The following is a 21,728-nucleotide window of genomic DNA, read 5'->3' as shown; positions in this document are numbered from 1 at the left end:
ACACGACCCCTCCGTACTCTCGCTCGCGGGCTGCACCAGGCCCTGTTCTGTTTTCCACGCTTTCCTACCCGAAAGGGATACTTGTGAGATTCTCGCGTCTCGGCCAGGCGGCCGTCGTCGCCGCCGTCGCAGCGATCACGCTGACCTCCTGCGCTGCCAACGAGGCACCGGCCGCAGGCGGCAGCTCCGGCTCCGCCACCACCTCCACGCTCTCCGGCACCATCACCGGGATCGGCTCGTCCGCTCAGGGCACCGCGCAGACCACCTGGGCCGCCGCGTTCCAGACCGCGAACCCCGAGGTCACGGTCAACTACGACCCGCAGGGCTCCGGCGCCGGCCGCACCAACTTCATCGACGGCGCCGCCGACTACGCCGGCTCCGACTCCGCGCTCAAGGACGAGGAGCTCGCGGGCACCTTCGCCGCCTGCGCCCCCGACACCAAGGCGATCGACCTCCCGGTCTACATCTCGCCGATCGCGGTCATCTTCAACGTGGAGGGCGTCGACGAGCTCAAGCTCGACGCGGCCACCATCGCGGGCATCTTCAAGGGCACCATCACCTCCTGGGACGCCCCGGAGATCACGGCCCTGAACCCCGACGCGACCCTCCCGTCGGCGAACATCACCTCCGTGCACCGCTCGGACGACTCGGGCACCACGCAGAACTTCACCGACTACCTCGCGGCCACCGCGAGCGACGTCTGGGACGCTCCTGCCGCGCAGACCTTCCCGTACCAGAGCGGTGACGGCGCCAAGGGCACCTCGGGTGTCGTCGACGCGGTCAAGAACGGCACCAACACGATCGGCTACGCCGACGAGTCCGGCGCCCAGGGCATGGACATGGCCCAGCTGAAGGTCGGCGACGCGTTCTCGACCATCTCGGCCGACGGAGCCGCGGCGGTCGTCGCCGCCTCGCCCATCGCCGAGGGCCGCGAGGACAACGACCTCGCGATCAAGATCGACCGCACCGGCACCGAGGCGGACGCCTGGCCGATGGTCCTGGTCAGCTACCTCATCGTGTGCCAGGAGTACGCGGACGCCGAGAAGGGCGAGGTCGTCAAGTCCTTCGCCTCCTACGTCGCGAGCGAGGAGGGCCAGGAGGCCGCCGCCGCTCAGGCCGGCTCCGCTCCCCTGAGCTCCGAGCTCGCCTCGACCGTCGCCACCGCGATCGAGTCGATCAAGTAGTCCCACCGGCAGGGCCCGTCTCGCAGCACGATCCGCGGGACGGGCCCCGCCTGTGCCGGGCTCGACCCACCGGACGCCCCCTCCGAGCCCTAGCATCTCCCTGTGCGCCCCGCCGAACCCCCTCGTCTGAAGAGAGTCCCCTGGAATGGCAACTGAGACCGTCGTCCGCCCGAAGGCGAAGGTGCGTGTCGGAGATCGGGTCTTCTCGATCTCGACCGTCGCCGCCGGCTCCCTCATCCTCCTCGTCCTCGCCGCCGTCGCGATCTTCCTCATCGCGCAGTCGATCCCCGCGTTCACCGCGCCGGCCGGCAGCCTCCCCGGCGACGCGACGAGCTTCTGGGCCTACGTCGGCCCGCTGGTGTTCGGCACGGTCTGGTCGGCGGTGATCGCCCTGGTGATCGCCCTGCCGCTCTCGATCGCGATCGCCCTCTTCATCTCGCACTACGCGCCGCGCCGCATCGCGATGGCCCTCGGCTACGTGGTCGACCTCCTCGCCGCCGTCCCCTCGGTGGTCTTCGGCCTCTGGGGCGCGACCGTGCTGGCGCCGATGGTGCAGCCCTTCTACCTCTTCCTCAACGTGAACATCGGCTGGTTCCCGCTCTTCGGCGGCCAGGCGTCGGGCACCGGCAAGACGATCCTCACCGCCTCGGTGGTGCTGGCCGTCATGGTCATCCCGATCATCACCGCGGTCTGCCGCGAGATCTTCCTCCAGGCCCCGCGCCTGCACGAGGAGGCGGCGCTCGCGCTCGGCGCGACCCGCTGGGAGATGATCCGCATGGCCGTCCTGCCCTTCGGCGCCCCGGGCATCGTCTCGGCCGCCATGCTCGGCCTCGGCCGGGCCCTCGGCGAGACGCTCGCCGTCGCGATGGTGCTCTCGCCCGCGACGGTCGTCTCCTTCCTCCTGCTCACCTCGCAGAACTCGAACACCATCGCCGCGAACATCGCGCTGCAGTTCCCGGAGGCGAGCGGAGTCGGCGTCAACGTCCTCGTCGCCTCGGGCCTCATCCTCTTCGTCATCACCCTCGTCGTGAACTCGGTCGCGCGGTTCATCGTCAACCGCCGCAAGGCCTTCTCGGGAGCCAACTGATGTCCGCCGCCACCTCGTCGATGCCCTTCTCGCTGCAGGCGGGCAAGCTGCCCAAGGGCACCCCCTGGATGCTGCTCGTCGGCAGCTGGGTCGTGTTCGCCGCCGTCTTCCTGATCCTCCAGGCGGCCGGCATGATGAACGACTTCAGCCTCGTCGGAGCGATCTTCTGGGGCACCGTCCTCTTCGACGTCGCCATCTACGTGGTCTCGCGCCTGGTCGAGGGCGGCCGCAAGGCTGTCGACCGCCTCGTGACCTCGCTGGTCGCGACCGCGTTCATCATCGCGCTGCTCCCGCTGATCTCCCTGCTCTACACGGTCGTCTCCAACGGAGTCGCGCGGTTCGATCCGCTCTTCTTCTCCTCGTCGATGCGCAACGTCATCGACGCGGGCGGCGGCGCCCTCCACGCGATCATCGGCACGCTCGAGATCACGGCCATGGCCGCGCTGATCTCGGTGCCGATCGGCCTGCTCACCTCGATCTACCTCGTCGAGTACGGCCGCGGCCACCTCGCCCGGGCGATCACCTTCTTCGTCGACGTGATGACGGGCATCCCCTCCATCGTCGCGGGCCTGTTCGCCTACGCGCTCTTCGCGCTGCTCCTCGGCCCCGGCGTCCGGATGGGCTTCGCCGGCTCGATCGCCCTCGCCGTGCTGATGATCCCCGTGGTCGTCCGCTCGTCGGAGGAGATGCTGAAGCTGGTCCCGAACGAGCTCCGCGAGGCGTCTTACGCCCTCGGCGTGCCGAAGTGGCTGACCATCGTCAAGATCGTGCTGCCGACCTCCATCGCCGGCATCACGACGGGCATCACCCTCGCGATCGCCCGCGTCATCGGCGAGACCGCCCCGCTGCTCATCGTCGCCGGCTTCACCGCGTCGATGAACTACGACCTCTTCAGCGAGCGGATGATGACCCTCCCGGTCTTCGTCTACACGCAGTACGCGAACCAGGGCCCCGACGCCGAGGCGTTCCTCAACCGGGCCTGGACCGGCGCGCTGGCCCTCATCCTGATCGTCATGGCGCTGAACCTGGTCGCCCGCCTGATCGCGAAGATCTTCGCCCCCAAGCTCGGCCGCTGACACCCACCACTCGGCTCCGGCCGGAATCCCCGAAGGAAGCAATGTCCAAGCGCATCGAGGTCAACGACCTCAACGTCTACTACAGCCAGTTCCTCGCGGTGGAGGGCGTCTCGCTCGCCATCGAGCCCCGCACGGTCACCGCCTTCATCGGCCCGTCCGGCTGCGGCAAGTCGACCTTCCTCCGCACGCTCAACCGCATGCACGAGGTCATCCCCGGCGCGCACGTCGAGGGCGAGGTCCTGATCGACGGCAACAACCTGTACGGCCCGGGCGTCGACCCGGTGCAGGTCCGCCGGCAGGTGGGCATGGTCTTCCAGCGCCCCAACCCGTTCCCGACGATGTCCATCCGGGACAACGTGCTGGCCGGCGTGAAGCTCAACAACCGCCGCATCTCGAAGTCGGACGCGGACGCGCTCGTCGAGCGCTCGCTCCAGGGCGCGAACCTCTGGAACGAGGTGAAGGACCGCCTCGACAAGCCGGGCTCCGGTCTCTCCGGCGGCCAGCAGCAGCGTCTGTGCATCGCCCGCGCGATCGCCGTCTCCCCCGACGTCCTCCTGATGGACGAGCCCTGCTCCGCCCTCGACCCGATCTCGACCCTCGCGATCGAGGACCTCATCGAGGAGCTCAAGAACGACTACACGATCGTCATCGTGACCCACAACATGCAGCAGGCCTCGCGCGTCTCGGACCGCACCGCGTTCTTCAACATCGCGGGCACCGGCAAGCCGGGCAAGCTCATCGAGTACGACGACACCGCGACGATGTTCTCGCGCCCGTCCGTCCAGGCGACCGAGGACTACGTCTCGGGCCGCTTCGGCTGATCAGCCGCAGACGAGAGCGAGCCGCGTCCCTCCGGGGTCGCGGCTCGCTCTCGTTCCACCGCGTTCCCTCCGGGAACGAGAAGAGCCGCACTCCGTCATGGGAGTGCGGCTCTTCTCGTGCTCGGGCCGTCAGGCGATGTCGATCGCCAGTATCGGATCGGTGGTCGGAGTCGGCGAGCCGCCTGCGTCCTCGACCGTCACGGCGACGACTCCGCCCTCGGTCAGGCTCCCCTCGAGCGGGGCCACGGTGCTGCCCTCTCCCCCGTCGAACGTCCCTGCGGCGACCGGACCGGACGAGCCGATGTACCAGAGCTCGTAGGTCTTGTCCTCCGGCAGCGGCGCCAGGTCGTCCACCACGAGGGCGGAGCGGCCGAGCGAGCTCGACCAGACCAGCGTCGCCTGCTCGCCGGTGGCGACCGTGCCGGTCGTCTCCTGCGCGTCGGGGGCGCTGCGGATCTGCTCCAGAGCCGTCTGCTGCTGCGTCTGGCCGGGGCCGGACGAGAGCAGCGGCGGAAGGGTCACTCCGCCGACCACGATCACCGCGGCGGCCGCGGCAGCCGAGAGGTAGACCGCGGGGCGGGCGAACCAGCGGCTCCGGGCGCGGTTCGCGGCGCTGCCGCCACCGTCCCGGCGAGCCGTCGGACCGCTCCGCTCGCCCTCGGAGGCGACGGGGACCAGACGGGGCGCGGCGGGCGCCTCGTGGTCCTCGTCGGGCTCCTCCAGCGGCAGCTGCGGAGTGGTGGCGATGAGCGCCATCAGGTCGGCCTTGAAGCCCGGCGAGGGCTCCACGGCGGGTGCGTCGGCGACCAGCGCCTCCGCCACCTCGGCGAACGCGTCGGCCTCGCCGCGCGCCTCCGGGTGCTCGGAGAGGAAGCGCTCGTAGCGCTCCTGCTCCTCGGGCGTCAGGATGCCCAGTGCGTGACCCGCCGCGAGATCGCGCGGGTCGTCCATCCCGTCGGGGAGTCGCACATCGTTCACAGGGCCACCCCCATCTCTTCTCGAAGTCTGATCATTCCGTCACGCAGGCGTGTCTTGACGGTTCCCACGGGGCACTGCAGGATCCCCGCGATCTCGCTGTGCGAGTATCCGCCGTAGTAAGCGAGCTGCAGCGCCTGCCGCTGCAGTTCCGTCAGGCGGCCCATGGCGGCCGCGACCTTCTCGTGCTCGAGGGACACCTCCGCCTGCTCGGAGACCTGGTCGTAGTCGCGTCCGAGGTCTCGGATTCCGATGCGCATGTCCCGATCACGGCCGGCTTGAGCCGCGCGGACCCTGTCGATGGCCCTGCGGTGTGCCATCGTGAGGATCCAGGTCGTCGCGCTTCCTTTATTCGGAGCGAAACGCCCAGCGGTTTGCCAGATCTCGAGGAAGACCTCCTGGGCCACCTCCTCGGACTGGGAGCGGTCGACGAGGACGCGGATGATCAGGCCGAGGACCCGGCCGGCCATCTGGTCGTAGAGCGCGGCGAACGCGGCCTGCTCTCCCCCGGCGATGCGCTCGAGGAGGACAGCCGCCTCCGCTGTGGTGTCGTCCGTCATCAGCCCCGCCTCGCCCGCGCCCGGGCTGAAAGATTCCGCGTCATCCAGAAGGCTGTCACGGCCAGGCCTGCAACGACGACCGACACCTCGATCGGATGCGTCACGAATCGGACATCCAGCGCCAACGTGCCGATCGGCACGAGCGCGGGGTCGCCCAGCCGGGGTGCCAGCCAGAGCGAGATCACGGCCACAGCCGCAGCGGTGATGCCCGGGTAGCTGCGCGGGCGGATGAGGACCCAGAGCCCGGCGAGCACGTCGAGGACCGCGAGGACGCGCATCACCGTGCCCTGCGAGAGCGAGACCCCCGCGGCGAACTGGGCGCCCTCCGAGCCGTCGACGCTCGGCGCGGCGAGGAGGTAGAGGGCGGCGACGACCAGCAGCCCCGCCCCCGCCCAGACTCGCGCGCCGATCCGGAGAGCTCTGCTGTTCTTCATTCCGCTGGCGCCTGTCTGTGGGGACTCGGGCGAGGATCGACTCCTCCTGGGCCCTCGCCTCGCGCACCGTGGCGGCGATGCGAGCAGAGAAGGGGCCGGACCGCAGGAACGCCTCTCGGCGCGAGGCCGCTCGAAGCGGCTATAAGTGGAGCCCGGGGTTACTGCGATCCGGCTTCCGCCAGTCTACCAAAGGCCTCCGCGGTGGCGGCGAGCGGCGTTCGCAGTGGGTGAACGCGGGTTGCGCGTCACTCCAGGGAGTCGCTCCGCCACAGCCGCGCGCAGCTCACGAGCTCGGCCGCGGTGGTCGAGAGGCGCAGGGCGCGGGTGGTCAGCTCGCTCGCCCGGGCGGGGTTCACCGGCTCCACATCGTCGGCGACCGAGACGGCTCCGGAGGCGCTCACGCGGCAGAACGCCGCGGCGCGGTCCAGTGCCACCGCGAAGTCGCCGTCGAAGACGCCGCGGAGGATCCGGTCGGCCAGCTCGGTGATCTCGGCCGGCCCCGTGGGAGTGCTGGCTCCGGCGACCACCGGGTCGATCGTGGCGGACAGTTCGACTCCGCGCTGGTAGAGGAAGCTCGTGCTCTCCGGGTCCTGCCGGATGACCAGCCGCAGCAGGTAGATCCGCCAGAGGGCGCCCGGCAGGCTCGCCGCGCTGGAACGCGCCCAGAGCTCGGCGAGCGCGTCGATGCCGTTGTGGTCGGTGTACTCGACCAGGCGGTCGATGACCACCGGGTCGGGGTCGTTTCGGACACGGCTCAGCAGCGCGATCGCGGTCTCGTGGGCGACACGGCTGATCTGCGCCGGGTCCTCTCCTCCCTGGAACGCCTCGAAGACGTGGGAGGGGAACTTGGTCGGCTTGTGGAAGCCGTCTGTCATGGGGCCGCCTTCCGCGGTCGTGCGCGCGGACGCTCTCGCGCTCGCGCTCCGTAGGGGGTTCGAGGAGGGTAACGCCCGCGGCTGGGCGGGTATGCCCGCGCCGAGGACGCGGTCCGCTCCGGGATCGTCCGCGGTCCGGGCCGCACCTGCTCCGGGGGCGCCGACGGCCCGCTACCCTGGATCGCGCGGGCCTCTAGCTCAGTTGGCAGAGCAGCGGACTTTTAATCCGCGGGTCGTCGGTTCGAGCCCGACGGGGCCCACCACTCGACCGCCTGGTCGCGCTTTCCGGACAGTGCCAGGGCGCAGCCAGGTCGCCGCACTACCGTTCAGAGGTGCTGACCGTCCTCCGCGTCCTCCTGCGCCGGCCTCGGCTGTGCGAGGCGTGCCGCGTCCGGCCGGCCCGCCGCCGTGACCCGTTCTGCTCGACGGACTGCGCGAAGACGTACTACCTCTACCTCTGACGCCTCGTCCGGGCCGCGGTGCTCCGCGACGGCGTCACTCGTGGCAGAGCGACCACACCTCGTCCGGGTAGTCACGGACCTTCTCGCCGACGAGCAGGCGCCAGCGGCCGTCCTGGTGCTCGAGCAGGCGGCCGGTGACGACCTCCGAGAGCCAGTCGGAGTCGATCCGGTACCAGCGGACGAGGCGGACGGTCGTCGCGGTGTGCGAGACGCGGGTCGTCATCGCGGGAGTCCCTTCTCGAGGAGGGAGCGGGGTGCTGGAACCAGCGGGGCGTTCGACGCGCGAACGGGGGGATGACCCGCGCCGGGACGACTCCGTTGTCGACCGGCCGGGAGACTGCGGCGGGCATCCGGCGGACCGGATGCCAGGAACTCTAGACGACCGCGCGGACGGTGTCTGTCCCGTCGCCGGTCACAGCGGAGCGACTCCGTTCAGCGGGCTCAGGGCTGGACGGTGCAGCCGGCCGGGCGCGTCTGCCGGAACGCCGCCGCCTCGCGGGTGCGGGAGCGGAGCCTCCTCGCGCGGCGGCGGAGGAGCCGCTCGCTCGGGCCGAAGGCTCCGGATTCGAGGAGCTGGCGGAGGGACAGGGTCACCTGCCGGGCCAGACGGGGATCGATGCGGCCGGGGATCCGGATCGCGTCGATGAGGTCGAGGGCGTTGCGCGTGGTGCGGGAGATCGCCATGACGGAACCCTAGGGACGCCGGGGCGCGGTGTGCGCGCCCCGGACGGGGGCGCCGACGGGGACTGATGCTCAGCCCCGGGGCGCCCCGACGGGATCAGTCGTGCCCGTTGCTGCCGTCGCCACGGCCCGTGGAGGACTGCAGGCGGTCGATGTGCTCGGAGGCCTGGGCCTTGGTGAGGTCGGCCGGCAGGGTTTCGCCCGCCTCGCGCGCGAGGGTGTCGAGGTAGCTGCGCTGCGGGCCGGTCATCGGCTCGTCGCCGGTGACCCAGTCGGACGGGTCCTTGCTGGCGCTGGTGTCGCTGCCGTCGTCGGCACGGGCGCCGAGGACGTCGCCCTCGGTCTTGACATCGGGATCGGTGGTGTTGTCATCGCTCATGATGCGACCGTACGCCCGACCACCGACGCCGACGAGGGCTTGCGGAGCGGGCCCGGGCGCCCCGCTTCACGAGCCGAGCAGCGCGTGCGCGACGGTGAAGATGACCAGCCCGGCCAGGGAGCCCACGACGGTGCCGTTGATCCGGATGAACTGGAGGTCCTTCCCGACCTGCAGCTCGAGCTTCTCGGACGTCTCGCGCGGGTCCCAGCGGTGGATGGTGTCGCCGATGATGCTGGCGATGTCGGTGCGGTAGCGGTCGACCAGGTTGGCCGCTACCGATCCGATCCAGGAGTCGACGGTCGCCGCGAGACCGGCGTCGGTCGAGAGCCGGCGGCCCAGATCGACCACGATCGACTCGATGCTGCCGCGGAGGGGGCTCGACGGGTCGTCCATCGCGCCGAGGAGGGAGGCCTTCGTCGCCTCCCAGGCGTCCCCGGCGAGCTCGCGGACGCGCGGGCTGTCGAAGGCGCGGTTCTTGATCTCCTCGACCCGGGCGATCAGGTCGGGGTCGGTGCCCAGATCCTGCGCCAGCGTGGCGAGGTAGCCGTCGATCGCGATCCGGAACGGGTGCACCTGGTCCTCGCGCACCGCGGCGACGAAGACGAGCGCCTCGCGGTACAGCCGCTCGTCCACCGCTCGGCTGACCGCGGAGGGCAGCCAGCTCGGCAGGCGGCCGCTGACCATGCGGGTGAAGCTCTGCGGGTTCGCGGTCAGCCACGCCTCCGCCTGCTCCACCAGCGTGTCCACGAGGCGCCGGTGGTGGCCCGCCTCGACCACGCTGCCCACCAGCGAGCCCAGCGGCGGGCCCCACTGCGGGTCGAGGAGGTGGCGCCGCGCCAGCGCCTCGATCACGCGCTGCACGTCGGAGTCGTCCAGCAGGGCGATCGCCGAGCGGACGGCCGCGGCGCTCTCGCCGCCGACCCGGTGCGCGTTCTCCGGCTCGGCGAGCCACAGCCCCGCCCGCCGGGCGATCCCGAAGGAGTCGAGCTTCTCGCGCACGATGGCGCCGCGGAGGAAGTTCTCCTCGACGAACTGCGCGAGGCTCGCGCCGATCTCGTCCTTCTTGGTCGGGATGATCGCGGTGTGCGGGATCGGCAGGCCCAGCGGCCGCCGGAACAGCGCGGTCACGGCGAACCAGTCGGCGAGCGCGCCGACCATCCCGCCCTCGCTCGCGGCCCGGACCCACTGCAGCCACGGGTAGCGCTCCTGCAGGGCGAACGACACGGCGAAGACGACGGCCATCACCACGAGCAGGCCCGTGGCGAGCCGCTTCATCCGGACGAGGGCGACGCGCTTGGCCTCGTCGTCGCGCCCGACGGCCGCGAGGGTGGTCATGACGCGGTGGGGAACCCCTCGTGGCGGATGCCCCACGCGACGGTCCACTCCTCGCCCGGCTCGAGCCAGCGCAGGCCCTGCCCGCTGTTGAAGGCCTCTGCGGGAGCGGTCATCGGCTCCACGGCGATCGCGGTCTTCACGTCGTCGCCGTCGGGGAAGATCCGGGTGATGAAGACCTGGATGAAGTTGTGCGAGGCGTCGGCCCAGAGGAGCACGCGGCGGCCGTCCGCGGCGCGGAGGCCGTGCACGCTCTCGCCGTCGACCATCCGGACGTCGGCCCAGGCGTCGTCGAGCTCCAGGTCGCCGATTCGGCGGCCGGAGCGGAGGTCCCACTCGGTGCCCTCGACCGGGTTCTGCACGGTGGGGTTGAGGCGCTCGTCGACCTCGATGTGCACCGCCGCGTCGACGGTGATCTCGAGCTCATCGGTCGGGACGTCGCCGATGGCGAGGAAGGGGTGCGTGCCGATGGCGACGGGCGCCTCGTCGGCTCCGACGTTGACGACGCGGTGGACGACCTTCAGCCCGTCGGCCTGCAGCTCGTAGCGGACCGAGGTCTCGAGGTGGAACGGGTAGCCCGCCTGCGGCACGACCGGCGCGGCCAGCTCGACGAAGGACGGGCCCTGGTCGACGAGGCGGTACGGGGTGCTCACCAGGAGGCCGTGGATGGCGTTGTGGTACTTCGGCTCGGTGATCGCGAGCTGGAGCGTCTCGCCGCGGTGGTGCCAGCGCCCGTCCTTCACGCGGTTGGGCCAGGGCATCAGGACGATGCCCGAGCCGAACGGCGGGACGGTGCTCTCCGGGTAGGAGGCGGTGATCTCCACTCCGTCGACCGAGAGGTGGCGCAGCGCTGCGGCCACCTCCGTCACGACGGCGTGCAGGGTGCGTCCCTCGGCGGTGAGGTCGAGCGAGAACTGGCGCCCGGTGGCGGGGGCGGGGGTGAAGTCGGCCATTCCCCGATCCTACGGACTGACGCGCTCGCCGAGCGTCCGGCAGCGGGTGACCGCGAGCCCCGCCTCCTCCAGAGCGGCGACGAGTCCGTCGGCGGCCCCCGCCCCCGTGAGCAGACGGTCGAACTCGTCGGGAGCGGCGACCCGGCCGAGGTCGACCACTCCGAGCTTCGAGGAGTCCGCGACCACGACCCGGCGGGTCGCCGCCTGCAGCATCCGGCGCTTCAGGGTCGCCTCCGGGAGGTTGACGTTGGTGACGCCGGCCTCGGGGTGCACGCCGGTGCAGCCGATGAAGGCGATGTCGGCGCGGATCCGCTCGAGCAGCTCGGACGCGAGCGGCTCGACCAGCGAGTGCTGCAGCGGCCGCAGAGTGCCCCCGGTGACGACGACCGTGAAGCGCGGGATGGCCGGCTCGAGCGCCAGCGCCGTGGAGAGGCCGTTCGTGATCACCGTGACGTCGCGCAGCTCCTCCCGCGCCACGAGCGCGTGCGCGATGGCGAGCGGGGTGGTGCCCACGTCGAGCACGATGCTCTGCCCGGAGGAGACGGAGGCGGCGGCCTCCTCGCCGATCGCGGCCTTCTCGTCGGAGGCGGCGCTGAGGCCCTCCTCGAGCGAGCGCTCACCGGTGGGCCTCGGCGCCGGGATCGCCCCTCCGCGCACCCGCTGGAGGACGCCCTCGCTCGCGAGCAGGGCGAGATCGGAGCGGACCGTGACGACCGAGACCCCGAGCATGTCGGCCATCGGGGCGACCCCGACGAAGCCCGAGCTCTCGGCGGCCAGACGCAGCCGCAGCCGGCGCTCGATCGCCGACGTGGACTCCTGCTCGCCGTCCGTCCTCATCCGCCCATCGTGCCCGCGGGCCGGTGGACTTGTCAAAGGGAAAACGAGCTTTCCTTTTCGAAGGTGCGGCCCTAGTCTGACTCCTGCCATGAACGAAGCGATCACCCTCTCCGCCGGCGTCGTCAAGCGCCCGCACACGCTGGCCGACGGCCGCGAGCTCCTCTACTTCGACGAAGCCGACACGACGCTCCCCCCGGAGCGCGCCGCCGACGCCCGCCACCTCGACCCCCGCCCCGCCACCGCGCGGATGCGCCAGGACGTGCTGACCGGCGAGTGGGTCTCCATCGCCGCGTCGCGCCAGAACCGCGTGTTCCTGCCGCCGGCCGAGCTCGATCCGCTCGCCCCGGCGTCGCCGACGAACCCGTCGGAGGTGCCCAGCCGCTACGACGTCGCCGTCTTCGAGAACCGCTCCCCCTCCTTCGGCCCGCTCCTCGAGGACGCGGACGCGCCCGCCTCGCTGGAGGACCTGCGCACCCTCGGGCTCGGCCGGACGCTGACCAGCGTCGGCCGCTGCGAGGTCGTCTGCTTCAGCCCCGAGCACGAGGGGTCGTTCGCCACGCTCAGCGCCTCCCGCGCCCGGACCGTGGTCGAGGCCTGGGCCGACCGCGTGGGCGCCCTCTCGGCCCTTCCCGGCGTGCAGCAGGTCTTCCCGTTCGAGAACCGCGGCGAGGCGATCGGCGTCACGCTGCACCACCCCCACGGGCAGATCTACTCCTACCCCTACGTCACGCCGCGCACGACCCGTCTGCTCGCCTCGCTCGACAGCTACGGGCCCTCGATGTTCGCCGACGTCCTCGCCTTCGAGCAGGCCGGCGAGCGCGTCCTCCTCCGCGGCGAGCACTTCACCGCGTTCGTGCCGTTCGCCGCGCGCTGGCCCGTCGAGGTGCACCTCCTGCCGCACCGCCACGTCCCCGACCTGGCGGCGACCACCCCGGAGGAGCGCGACGAGCTGGCTGCGATGTACCAGCGCCTGCTCCGCGGCATCGACGCCCTCTACGACACCCCGACGCCCTACATCGCCGCCTGGCACCAGGCCCCGGTGCACGAGCGCCGCGACGAGGTGCGCCTGATGCTCCAGATCACCTCGCCCCGCCGCGCCGAGACGAAGCTCAAGTACCTCGCGGGGAGCGAGGCCGCGATGGGCGCCTGGATCGGCGACATCGCCCCCGAGACGAGCGCCGCGGCCCTGCGCGCGGCGATCGAGCGGGCCGACGCGGCCGTGCTCGAGGCCGGGATCGCACAGCGCCCCGACGCGGCGCTGCCGGTCGCCGCGCACAGCGACGACTCGCTTCCCGGCGACGCCGCCACTCCCGCCACCACCGCCGCCGACATCGCCGAGGAGAACCGATGACCGCCGCTCCCGCCTCCCTGACCGCCGTCGCCGAGAGCGCGGCCGCCGCCTTCGAGCGCACCTTCGGCCGCCCCGCCGCGGGCGTCTGGGCCGGCCCCGGCCGCGTGAACCTGATCGGCGAGCACACCGACTACAACGACGGCTTCGTCTTCCCCTTCGCGATCGACCGCGCCACGGCGATGGCCGTCGCTCCGAGGGAGGACCGCCTGATCCGGATCAGCAGCGCCTTCTCCCCCGACGTGGTCGAGGTCGCTCTCGACGAGCTCGGCCCCGGCGCCGTGAAGGGCTGGTCGGCCTACCCGCTCGGCGTGGTCTGGGCGCTCACCGAGTACGGCGTCGACCTGGGCTCCCGCTCGGGCTTCGACGCGTACGTCGACTCCGACGTGCCGGTCGGCGCGGGGCTCTCGAGCTCGGCGGCGCTGATGTGCGCGATGGCCGTCGCCCTCGACGAGCTCTGGCACCTCGGCTTCGACCGCGCGACGATGGCCCGCGTCGGCCGTCGCGCCGAGAACGTCGCGGTCGGGGCCCCCACCGGGATCATGGACGAGTCCGCCTCCCTCTTCGGAAAGCGCGACGCCGCGGTGTTCCTCGACTGCCGCAGCCTCGACACCGAGGTCGTCCCCCTCGGCTTCGAGGAGGCCGGGCTCGTCCTGCTCGTCGTCGACACGCGCGTCGAGCACGCGCACGCCACCGGCGGCTACGCCGAGCGGCGCGCCTCCTGCGAGCTCGGCGCCGCGACCCTCGGCGTGCCGTCGCTCCGCGAGCTGACGGTCGACGACCTGCCGCGCGCCCAGGAGCTCCTCGACGACGTCACCTACCGGCGCGTGAAGCACGTCGTGACCGAGGACGTCCGCGTGCTCGAGACCGTCCGCACCCTGCGCGAGCACGGTCCCCGGGCGATCGGCGATCTGCTCGACGCCGGCCACGTCTCACTCCGCGACGACTTCGAGATCTCGGTGCCCGAGCTCGACACCGCCGTCGAGGCGGCGCGCGGCGCCGGAGCGATCGGCGCCCGGATGACCGGAGGCGGCTTCGGCGGCTCCGCGATCGCCCTCACGCCGGTGGAGAAGGAGGAGGAGGTCCGCGCCGCGGTCCTCGCCGCCTTCGCCGAGAAGGGCTTCGCGACTCCGGAGCTCTTCCTGGTCACGGCCGCCGACGGCGCGGGTCGCGTGCTCTGACCTCTGCTTCCGTCGACGCCCCCTGCGACCTCGCGTCGCAGGGGGCGTTCCTCGTCCAGCCGCTACGGCGCCGGATCCGGCGGAACGACGGCGCGCGATTCTCCCCCGGTGACCCGGACCAGCTCGGCGAAGCTCGTCGGGTAGACGGTGTGCGCGTGCCCGGCCGCAGCCCAGACCACGTCGTAGGCGGCGAGGGCCGTGTCGACCACGGTGCGCAGCGGCGCGGGATGGCCCACCGGCGCGATCCCGCCGATCGTCTGGCCCGTCGCGGACTTCACCTCCGCGGCCGGCGCCCGGGTGATCGATCCGCCCAGCTGCACGCCCAGCCAGGCGGTGTCGACGCGGTGGCCGCCGCTGGTCAGGACCAGCAGCGGCGCACCGTCGAGCAGGAACACGAGCGAATTGGCGATCTGACCGACGTCGACGCCCAGCGCCTCGGCCGCCAGTGCGGCCGTCGACGCGGCCGAATCGAGCCAGCGCACGGTCGGGCGCACGCCGTGCCGGTCGAGGTCGGCGAGGACGCGGTCGACGGCCGGGTGGCTCCGTTCGCTCATGCCGCCGAGGCTAGCGCCCCGGCCGCGCTCACTTCTCGAACGTGGAGGCGTCGATCACGAAGCGGTAGCGGACGTCCGAGGCGAGGACGCGCTCGTAGGCCTCGTTGATCTGCGAGGCCGAGACGACCTCGACCTCGCTCGCGATGCCCTTCTCGGCACAGAAGTCGAGCATCTCCTGGGTCTCGCGGATGCCGCCGATGCCCGAGCCCGCGAAGGAGCGACGGGCGCCGAAGAGCGTGAAGACGTGCAGCGGCAGTGCCTCGGCCGGAGCGCCCACGTTCACCATCGTGCCGTTGCGGCGCAGGAGCCCCAGGTAGGCGTCGAGGTCGAGGGGCGCGCTGACCGTGTTGACGATCAGGTCGAAGGTGTTCGCGAGATCGGTGAAGGTCGCCTCGTCGCGCGTCGCGTAGTAGTGGTCGGCGCCCAGGCGGAGGCCGTCCTCCTTCTTGCTGAGGGTCTGCGAGAGCACGGTGACCTCGGCGCCCATCGCGTGCGCGAACTTGACGGCCATATGGCCGAGCCCGCCGAGGCCGACGACGGCCACGCGCTTGCCGGGGCCCGCCTCCCAGTGCGAGAGCGGCGAGTAGGTCGTGATGCCCGCGCACAGCAGCGGAGCGGCGGCCTCGTAGGGGATCGACTCCGGCACCCGGAGCACGAAGTCCTCGACGACGACGACGTGCGTGGAGTAGCCGCCCTGGGTGATGGTGCCGTCACGGTCGACGGAGGCGTAGGTGCCGGTGTTGCCCTTCAGGCAGTACTGCTCCTCGCCCGCGAGGCAGTTCTCGCACTCGCGGCAGGAGTTCACCATGCAGCCGACGCCGACGCGGTCGCCGACGGAGTGCTTGGTGACCTCGGAGCCGACCTCGGCCACGACGCCGACGATCTCGTGGCCGACGGTCAGCGGGTACGCCACCGGTCCCCAGTCGCCGCGGACGGTGTGGATGTCGGAGTGGCAGATGCCGGAGTAGGCGATCTCGATGAGCACGTCGTGCGGTCCGACGTCGCGGCGCTCGATGGTGGTGGGGACGAGCGGCTCGGTCGCGGAGGGGGCGGCGTAGGCGGTGACGGTGAGCATGGGTTCTCCTCGTGGGGCGGGCGCGCTCCGAGGACGTGTCCGACGGGGTGGGGGACGCGAGAGCGCCGGGCCACGCTACCGGCAGGCGACTGGACGTCGCCCCCGAGCGCGGTCCGGCGCGGGTCCCGTCGCGCGGGACCGGTCAGCGCAGGGCGCGCTCGGCCGCCGTCACCACGTTGTGGATGAGCATCGCGCGCGTCATCGGGCCGACTCCGCCGGGCACGGGCGAGAGCCAGCCCGCGACCTCCGCCGCCTCCGGTGCGACGTCGCCCGTCAGCTTCGCGCGGCCCGTCTCCGGGTTCTCGACTCGCGTGATGCCCACGTCGAGCACGGCGGCGCCGGGCTTCACCCAGTCGGCGCGGATGAGCCCGGGCACGCCCACGGCGGCCACCACGATGTCGGCGCGGCGCACCTCCGCGGCGAGATCGGCCGTGCGGGAGTGGGTGAGGGTCACGGTGGCGTCGAGGCCCTTCCGCGTGAGCAGGAGCCCGAGCGGACGGCCGACGGTGAGCCCGCGGCCCACGACGACGACGTGCCTGCCCGAAGTCGGGATGCCGTGGCGCTGCAGCATCTCGACGATCCCGTTCGGCGTGCAGGGCAGCGGGCTGTCCAGCTCGCCCTCGACGCCGAGAACCAGGCGGCCGAGGTTGGTGGGGTGCAGGCCGTCGGCGTCCTTGTCCGGATCCATGAGCTCGAGCATCGCGTTCTCGTCGATGCCCTCCGGCAGCGGGAGCTGGATGATGTACCCGGTCACGGCCTCCGAGTCGTTGAGCTGCCGGATGGCGGCGCGGATGTCGTCCGCCGACGCGGTCGCGGGGAGGTCCACGCGGATCGACTCGATCCCGACCTCCGCGCAGTCGCGGTGCTTGCCCGCGACGTACGAGCGGGAGGCGGGATCATCCCCCACCAGCAGCGTGCCGAGCCCGGGCACGACGCCCCGCTCGCGCAGAGCGGCGACCCGCTCCGCGATCTCCGTCTTGACCGCCGTCGCCGTCGCGACGCCGTCGAGTACCTGTGCCGTCATCTCGGGCTCCTCGGTCGTGGCGCGGCGGAGGGGGGCGGTGCCCCGGCCTCCGCCGCGCGGGTGGTGCAGCGGATCGACTACAGCCCGGGGTAGAGCGGGAAGTCGTCGGTGAGGCGGGCGACACGGCCGCGCAGCGCCTCGAGGTCGGCCGAGGGCTTGAGCGCCTCGGCGATGACGTCGGCGACCTCGGTGAACTCCGTGTCGCCGAAGCCGCGGGTCGCGAGCGCCGGCGTGCCGATGCGCAGGCCCGAGGTGACCATCGGCGGGCGGGGGTCGAACGGCACGGCGTTGCGGTTGACCGTGATGCCGACCTCGTGGAGGCGGTCCTCGGCCTGCTTGCCGTCCAGCGGCGAGTCGCGCAGGTCGGCGAGGACGAGGTGGACGTCCGTGCCGCCGGTCAGGACGTCGATGCCCTCGGCCTTCGAGTCGGCCGCCGTGAGGCGCTCGGCGAGGATCTGCGCGCCGCGGATGGTGCGTGCCTGGCGATCGGCGAACTCGGGCTCGCCGGCGAGCTTGAACGCGGTCGCCTTCGCGGCGATCACGTGCATGAGCGGGCCGCCCTGCTGGCCGGGGAAGACGGCCGAGTTCAGCTTCTTGGCGTACTCCTGCTTCGCGAGGATGAGCCCCGAGCGCGGGCCGGCCAGCGTCTTGTGGACGGTGGTGGTCACGACGTCGGCGTAGGGCACCGGCGACGGGTGCAGCCCCGCCGCCACGAGGCCTGCGAAGTGGGCCATGTCGACCCAGAGCTTCGCGCCGACCTCGTCGGCGATGGCGCGGAACGCCTCGAAGTCGAGCTGACGGGGGTAGGCGGACCAGCCGGCGATGAGCACCTGCGGGCGGACCTCGAGGGCCTTCTCGCGGACCGCATCCATGTCGATGCGGAAGGTCTGCGGGTCGACGCCGTACGCGGTCGCGTTGTAGAGCTTGCCCGAGAAGTTCAGCTTCATGCCGTGGGTCAGGTGGCCGCCGTGCGCGAGCTCGAGGCCGAGGATGGTGTCTCCGGGCTGCACGAGCGCGGCGAGCGCCGCGGCGTTGGCGGAGGCTCCGGAGTGCGGCTGGACATTGGCGAACTCGGCGCCGAAGAGGGCCTTGGCGCGGTCGATCGCGAGCTGCTCGGCGATGTCGACGTACTCGCAGCCGCCGTAGTAGCGGCGTCCGGGGTAGCCCTCGGCGTACTTGTTGGTCAGGACGGAGCCCTGCGACTCGAGGATCGCGCGCGGCACGAAGTTCTCGCTCGCGATCATCTCGAGGTAGCCGCGCTGGCGGTCGAGCTCCTGCTGGAGCACGGCGGCGATCTCGGGGTCGACCACCGACACGGGCTGGTCGAAAGAGGCGGCGACGCCGGGGCTGGCGGGGGAAGAGGACACGGACGCTCCTTGGCTGGGAAACGGAAGGGGCCCGGCAGGTCGCTGCGGCGCGACACGGCTCGTTCGGGCGACCCGATCTACGGTATCCGTTCCAGCCCAGGCGTGCGGCGGGAAAAGTGTCCGGGGCGCTGCCCCGGAGGAGGTGCCGCTCCCTGATGGTCACCCATCCGAACGCCAGTCGCGGCGGGCTCACTCTAGCAAGCGGGCCGGGTGGCGCGGGAGTCGCGCCAGTCGGGGGCGGGCACGCGCGATCGTGCGACGATCCCTCGGGCGGTCCCGGCGCGGGACCGGGAGGGAGGGCGTCGCCGTGGGTCCTCGACGCCGCTCCGAGCGCGTCGACAGCCGCAGCGACGAGGAGCTCGTCGCGCTGGTCCGGGAGGGCCGCACCGACGCCGTCTCCGAGCTCTGGCGCCGCCACTCCTCGGCCGGGCGCACCGTGGCCCGTGCGTGGGCGAGCAGCTCCGACCCCGACGACCTGGTCTCGGAGGCGTTCCTCCGCGTCCTGCGGGCGATCGAGCGCGGCGGCGGACCCGAGGGCGCCTTCCGCCCCTACTTCTTCACCGCCGTCCGCAACGTAGCGGGGTCCTGGGCCCGGCGGGACCGGCACGAGCGGCCGTTCGACGAGGCCGACCGCGCCCTCCCCTCTGCCGGCCCCGATCCCGAGGCGCACGCCCTCGCCGCCCTCGAGCGCGACCTGGGCGCGCGCGCGTTCCGGGCGCTGCCGCCGCGCTGGCAGGAGGTGCTCTGGTACACGGAGGTGGAGGGCCTGTCCCCCGCCGCCGCCGCGCCGCTGATGGGCCTGCGGCCCAACGCGGTCGCAGCGCTCGGGGTGCGGGCGCGGGAGGGGCTGCGCTCCGCGTGGATCCGGGAGCACGTGGCGGACGCCTCGGCGACGGGCGAGTGCGAGTGGGTGCTCGAGCGGGCGGGGACGTACGCGCGAGGACGAGTCCCCGTCCGGGACAGGCACCGCATCGACCGGCACCTGGACGGGTGCCTCTCCTGCCGGGAGGCGCTGGCGGAGGCCGAGAGCACTGCGCGCCGCCTCGCGTCGGTGCTGCTGCCGCTCTCGGCCGGCGTGAGCGGTGCGGCCGCCTGGGCGGCGGGCGGGGGCTCCGGCGCGGCCCCCGGTCCGCTGCCGAGCGCGGTCCGGGCGTCGAGCGCGGTCCGCGCATCGGCGGTAAGGGCGTCGAGAGCGGGCAGTGGAACAGGAGTGGTCGTCGCCGCGTCCGCTGCGGCGGCACTCGCGGTCGCGGGAGTCGTCAGCGCGGCGGTGCTGCTGTCCGGGAACGGGGGCGGCGCGCTCGTGGCGGCGGAGGACGCCTCCGCGCGGGTGGACGAGCGCGCAACGGCCGAGGCGGTTGGGCCTGCATCGCGCGGAGGAGCGGCGGCGAGCGCCGACCGACCGGAGACGGACCCGGAGGACCAGGAGGCCGCGGACCGCGCGAGTGCAGGAGCGGACGGCGATCCGGCGGGGCGGTCCAGCGGCTCCGGCGCCGCTCCGAGGAGCACGGTGCCGGCCGTGGCCGGACGGGCCGCGTCGGACGATGCCGGAGCGACGCGCGCGACCCCCGCGAGGACGGGACGCCCGCCGCAGCGGGAGCCGTCCCACGATCCCGTCGGCGCACCGGCGTCGAGAGGGATCGAGGCGACCGCCTCCCCGACTCCTGCCGCCGAGCCCGCCCCGTCCCGCCCTGCCGTGACCGGCGGCCCCGCACCGGCGCCCTCCCCTGCCGTCACCGAGGCTCCGGCCCCCTCCGGGCCGCCGGGGACCACGACCGGGAGCTCCGTGCCGGGCCCGATCGGCAACGGCCCGGCCCTGCCCCCCGTTCCGGTCCCGACCCCCGCACCGAGCACTCCGGTCCCGGTTCCTGTTCCAATCGTGACTCCCCCACGGGACACTCCGGCTCCGGCAGCGACGCACGTACCGAGCACTCCGGCGCCGGTCCCGACAGAGGCGCCGAGCACCTCCGCTCCGGTCTCGACTCCCGCACCGGTCACGACCCCTCCTCCGGCCGCACCTCCCGCTCCGGCCGCACCGACCCTCGCGCTCGACACCGACGGCCGGCTGCTGCCCGATGCCCGGGGCACCGCCGCGCCAGGCGCCGAGGTGCTCCTCGAGGACGCCTCCGACGGACGCCGCGTGGGCTCCGCCACCGCCGACGCCGACGGCTCCTGGACCGCGCCGGCGCTCCCCCTCCCCGCGGGCACGACCACGGTGCTGGCGCGCACCGCAGCAGGAGTCAGCGCCCCCGAGACGGTCGACCTGCGCGCTCCGGTGCTCCTCGCCCGGGCCGCGTCGAGCGGGGGCGCGGTCGGCGTGCTCGTGCTCGCCGATCCCGACGCGGACGGCCTCGACCTCCTGGTCGACGGCGGGCAGGTGCGGTCCCTCGCTCCCGGAGCCCCCGTCCTCGCCGCGACCCTGGAGGTCGGTCCTGGGAGGCACACGATCGGCGTCCGCTACTCCTCCCCGGACGGGCGGACGGGACCCGTCGCCGTCGTGTCCGTCGACGCGGGCTGAGGCGCGCGGACCGCCCCGTGCCCCACCGTTATCCTGGGCGGATGCAGCCCGAACCCGCCGCGTCCGCGACTCCCCGGCCCGCCTCCGCGAGCACCCGTCCGACGGGCAGCGACGCCGCGTGGTCCGGCGCCCGGCCCGCGGGAAACCACTGGACCCTGACCTTCGCCTGCCCCGACCAGCCGGGCATCGTGCACGCCGTGTCCGGTGCCGTCGTCCAGGCCCGCGGCAACATCACCGAGAGCCAGCAGTTCTCGAGCGCCGACACCGGCCGCTTCTTCATGCGCCTGCAGGTGGAGTCGCCGATCAGCCGCGAGGAGTTCGCCGCCGCCCTGCTGCCGATCACGGAGCACTACGGGATGACCTGGCGCCTCGACGTCGTCGGCCGGCCGCTGCGCACCCTCGTCCTCGCCTCCACCGCCGCGCACTGCGTCAACGACCTGCTCTTCCGCCAGCGCGCCGGGCAGCTCGCGGTGGACATCCCGATGATCCTGTCCAACCACGGCAGCCTGCGCGACCTCGCCGAGTTCTACGGCGTGCCCTTCGAGTCGCGCCCCGTGGTCTCGCCGGAGTCGAAGCGCGGGTTCGAGGAGCGCGTGCTGGAGGTCGTCGAGGAGCACGACGTCGAGCTCGTGGTCCTGGCGCGCTACATGCAGATCCTCTCCCCCGAGCTCTGCGCGCGACTGGCCGGCCGCGCCATCAACATCCACCACTCGTTCCTGCCGGGCTTCAAGGGCGCGAACCCGTACAAGCAGGCGCACGCCCGCGGCGTCAAGCTGATCGGGGCGACCGCGCACTTCGTCACCAGCGACCTCGACGAGGGGCCGATCATCGAGCAGAACGTCGTCCGCGTGGACCACTCGCACTCGGTCGCCCAGCTCGTGGCCATCGGGCAGGACGAGGAGAGCCGCACGCTCACGCAGGCGGTCAAGTGGTTCGCGGAGGACCGGGTGCTCCTCGACGGGGCCCGCACCATCATCTTCCGCTGACCTCCGGCGGCTAGCATGGT

23 protein-coding genes and 1 tRNA gene are annotated in these 21,728 nt (G+C 72.7%); 10 read left to right on the top strand and 14 right to left on the bottom strand.

All coding sequences use genetic code 11. From position 1 onward, the window contains the following. Positions 1 to 83 precede the first annotated feature (83 nt). The 4 genes from pstS (at position 84) to pstB (ending at position 4,168) form a co-directional block, all read left to right on the top strand. Entirely contained in the window at positions 84 to 1,184 is a 1,101-nt protein-coding gene (gene pstS / locus C5C10_RS05560; protein WP_104328757.1) for a phosphate ABC transporter substrate-binding protein PstS, read from the top strand. Between the two features lie 145 nt (positions 1,185 to 1,329). After that, positions 1,330 to 2,271, top strand: a complete 942-nt coding sequence (gene pstC, locus C5C10_RS05555) for a phosphate ABC transporter permease subunit PstC (protein ID WP_104227270.1) — start codon at positions 1,330 to 1,332, stop codon at positions 2,269 to 2,271. Continuing rightward, complete coding sequence (pstA, locus tag C5C10_RS05550) at positions 2,271 to 3,347, top strand: phosphate ABC transporter permease PstA (RefSeq protein WP_104224706.1); 1,077 nt, start codon at positions 2,271 to 2,273, stop codon at positions 3,345 to 3,347. The genes pstC and pstA overlap by 1 nt, the downstream gene beginning before the upstream one ends. Before the next feature lie 41 nt (positions 3,348 to 3,388). Then, positions 3,389 to 4,168 (top strand): phosphate ABC transporter ATP-binding protein PstB, encoded by a 780-nt coding sequence (gene pstB, locus C5C10_RS05545; protein ID WP_104224707.1) that lies wholly within the window; start codon positions 3,389 to 3,391, stop codon positions 4,166 to 4,168. 129 nt (positions 4,169 to 4,297) lie between these two features. Here the strand turns inward: pstB and C5C10_RS05540 are convergent, their stop codons facing one another. From C5C10_RS05540 to C5C10_RS05525, 4 genes are all read right to left on the bottom strand, one after another. Next, the gene (locus tag C5C10_RS05540; RefSeq protein WP_146076502.1) at positions 4,298 to 5,146 is read right to left on the bottom strand and encodes an anti-sigma factor domain-containing protein; all 849 of its coding nucleotides are present in this window, start codon (positions 5,144 to 5,146) and stop codon (positions 4,298 to 4,300) included. Beyond that, positions 5,143 to 5,703 (bottom strand): ECF RNA polymerase sigma factor SigK, encoded by a 561-nt coding sequence (gene sigK / locus C5C10_RS05535; protein ID WP_104224709.1) that lies wholly within the window; start codon positions 5,701 to 5,703, stop codon positions 5,143 to 5,145. Before sigK ends, C5C10_RS05540 begins: the two co-directional genes overlap by 4 nt. Continuing rightward, positions 5,703 to 6,137: a hypothetical protein gene (locus C5C10_RS05530; RefSeq protein ID WP_104328756.1), complete on the bottom strand. Its 435-nt coding sequence runs from the start codon at positions 6,135 to 6,137 to the stop codon at positions 5,703 to 5,705. The genes sigK and C5C10_RS05530 overlap by 1 nt, the downstream gene beginning before the upstream one ends. 245 nt (positions 6,138 to 6,382) lie before the next feature. Then, on the bottom strand, positions 6,383 to 7,012 hold the full coding sequence (locus C5C10_RS05525) for a DNA-directed RNA polymerase subunit beta (protein ID WP_104227273.1): 630 nt from the start codon (positions 7,010 to 7,012) through the stop codon (positions 6,383 to 6,385). 187 nt (positions 7,013 to 7,199) lie between these two features. Between C5C10_RS05525 and C5C10_RS05520 the strand changes: the two genes are divergently transcribed. Both C5C10_RS05520 and C5C10_RS18170 read left to right on the top strand, forming a co-directional pair. Continuing rightward, positions 7,200 to 7,275, top strand: a tRNA-Lys gene (locus C5C10_RS05520). Between the two features lie 69 nt (positions 7,276 to 7,344). Continuing rightward, positions 7,345 to 7,473 (top strand): hypothetical protein, encoded by a 129-nt coding sequence (locus C5C10_RS18170; RefSeq protein ID WP_258059535.1) that lies wholly within the window; start codon positions 7,345 to 7,347, stop codon positions 7,471 to 7,473. A 34-nt stretch (positions 7,474 to 7,507) separates the two neighbouring features. On the opposite strand, the gene C5C10_RS05515 is transcribed toward C5C10_RS18170, so the two are convergent. From C5C10_RS05515 to C5C10_RS05490, 6 genes are all read right to left on the bottom strand, one after another. Continuing rightward, positions 7,508 to 7,696, bottom strand: coding sequence for a hypothetical protein (locus C5C10_RS05515; protein WP_104224712.1), 189 nt, complete (start codon positions 7,694 to 7,696; stop codon positions 7,508 to 7,510). Between the two features lie 218 nt (positions 7,697 to 7,914). Then, positions 7,915 to 8,157, bottom strand: coding sequence for a hypothetical protein (locus tag C5C10_RS05510; protein ID WP_104256416.1), 243 nt, complete (start codon positions 8,155 to 8,157; stop codon positions 7,915 to 7,917). A 94-nt stretch (positions 8,158 to 8,251) separates the two neighbouring features. After that, positions 8,252 to 8,533, bottom strand: a complete 282-nt coding sequence (locus tag C5C10_RS05505) for a DUF3072 domain-containing protein (RefSeq protein ID WP_104224714.1) — start codon at positions 8,531 to 8,533, stop codon at positions 8,252 to 8,254. A gap of 66 nt (positions 8,534 to 8,599) precedes the next feature. Continuing rightward, positions 8,600 to 9,868 carry a DUF445 domain-containing protein gene (locus tag C5C10_RS05500; RefSeq protein WP_104224715.1) on the bottom strand — a complete coding sequence of 423 codons (1,269 nt, stop codon included), beginning with the start codon at positions 9,866 to 9,868 and terminating at the stop codon, positions 8,600 to 8,602. Beyond that, on the bottom strand, positions 9,865 to 10,818 hold the full coding sequence (locus C5C10_RS05495; protein WP_104263066.1) for an aldose 1-epimerase family protein: 954 nt from the start codon (positions 10,816 to 10,818) through the stop codon (positions 9,865 to 9,867). Before C5C10_RS05495 ends, C5C10_RS05500 begins: the two co-directional genes overlap by 4 nt. A 9-nt stretch (positions 10,819 to 10,827) precedes the next feature. Beyond that, complete coding sequence (locus C5C10_RS05490; RefSeq protein WP_104256413.1) at positions 10,828 to 11,655, bottom strand: DeoR/GlpR family DNA-binding transcription regulator; 828 nt, start codon at positions 11,653 to 11,655, stop codon at positions 10,828 to 10,830. An 88-nt stretch (positions 11,656 to 11,743) separates the two neighbouring features. Here C5C10_RS05490 and galT point away from each other — a divergent pair, with 88 nt between their 5' ends. Both galT and galK read left to right on the top strand, forming a co-directional pair. Next, a complete protein-coding gene (gene galT / locus C5C10_RS05485; RefSeq protein ID WP_104328755.1) occupies positions 11,744 to 13,006 on the top strand; it encodes a galactose-1-phosphate uridylyltransferase in 1,263 nt (420 codons plus the stop codon). Further along, positions 13,003 to 14,184, top strand: a complete 1,182-nt coding sequence (galK, locus tag C5C10_RS05480; RefSeq protein ID WP_104328754.1) for a galactokinase — start codon at positions 13,003 to 13,005, stop codon at positions 14,182 to 14,184. The genes galT and galK overlap by 4 nt, the downstream gene beginning before the upstream one ends. A 62-nt stretch (positions 14,185 to 14,246) precedes the next feature. On the opposite strand, the gene C5C10_RS05475 is transcribed toward galK, so the two are convergent. The 4 genes from C5C10_RS05475 to glyA form a co-directional block, all read right to left on the bottom strand. Then, on the bottom strand, positions 14,247 to 14,738 hold the full coding sequence (locus C5C10_RS05475; protein ID WP_104328753.1) for a YbaK/EbsC family protein: 492 nt from the start codon (positions 14,736 to 14,738) through the stop codon (positions 14,247 to 14,249). 28 nt (positions 14,739 to 14,766) lie between these two features. Beyond that, positions 14,767 to 15,813 (bottom strand): NAD(P)-dependent alcohol dehydrogenase, encoded by a 1,047-nt coding sequence (locus tag C5C10_RS05470; protein ID WP_104233905.1) that lies wholly within the window; start codon positions 15,811 to 15,813, stop codon positions 14,767 to 14,769. Positions 15,814 to 15,955: 142 nt separating this feature from the next. Further along, on the bottom strand, positions 15,956 to 16,837 hold the full coding sequence (locus tag C5C10_RS05465) for a bifunctional methylenetetrahydrofolate dehydrogenase/methenyltetrahydrofolate cyclohydrolase (RefSeq protein ID WP_104328752.1): 882 nt from the start codon (positions 16,835 to 16,837) through the stop codon (positions 15,956 to 15,958). Between the two features lie 77 nt (positions 16,838 to 16,914). Next, positions 16,915 to 18,204 carry a serine hydroxymethyltransferase gene (gene glyA / locus C5C10_RS05460; protein ID WP_104224723.1) on the bottom strand — a complete coding sequence of 430 codons (1,290 nt, stop codon included), beginning with the start codon at positions 18,202 to 18,204 and terminating at the stop codon, positions 16,915 to 16,917. A gap of 307 nt (positions 18,205 to 18,511) precedes the next feature. Here glyA and C5C10_RS05455 point away from each other — a divergent pair, with 307 nt between their 5' ends. Together C5C10_RS05455 and purU are read left to right on the top strand one after the other, a co-directional pair. Next, complete coding sequence (locus C5C10_RS05455) at positions 18,512 to 20,722, top strand: sigma-70 family RNA polymerase sigma factor (protein ID WP_146082110.1); 2,211 nt, start codon at positions 18,512 to 18,514, stop codon at positions 20,720 to 20,722. Between the two features lie 41 nt (positions 20,723 to 20,763). After that, positions 20,764 to 21,708: a formyltetrahydrofolate deformylase gene (gene purU / locus C5C10_RS05450; protein ID WP_104227281.1), complete on the top strand. Its 945-nt coding sequence runs from the start codon at positions 20,764 to 20,766 to the stop codon at positions 21,706 to 21,708. Positions 21,709 to 21,728 lie beyond the last annotated feature (20 nt).

This window comes from Rathayibacter sp. AY1A3 (genome assembly GCF_002930975.1).
In the GTDB taxonomy this organism is placed as follows: domain Bacteria; phylum Actinomycetota; class Actinomycetes; order Actinomycetales; family Microbacteriaceae; genus Rathayibacter.
This window is presented reverse-complemented; position numbering and strand designations above follow the sequence as displayed.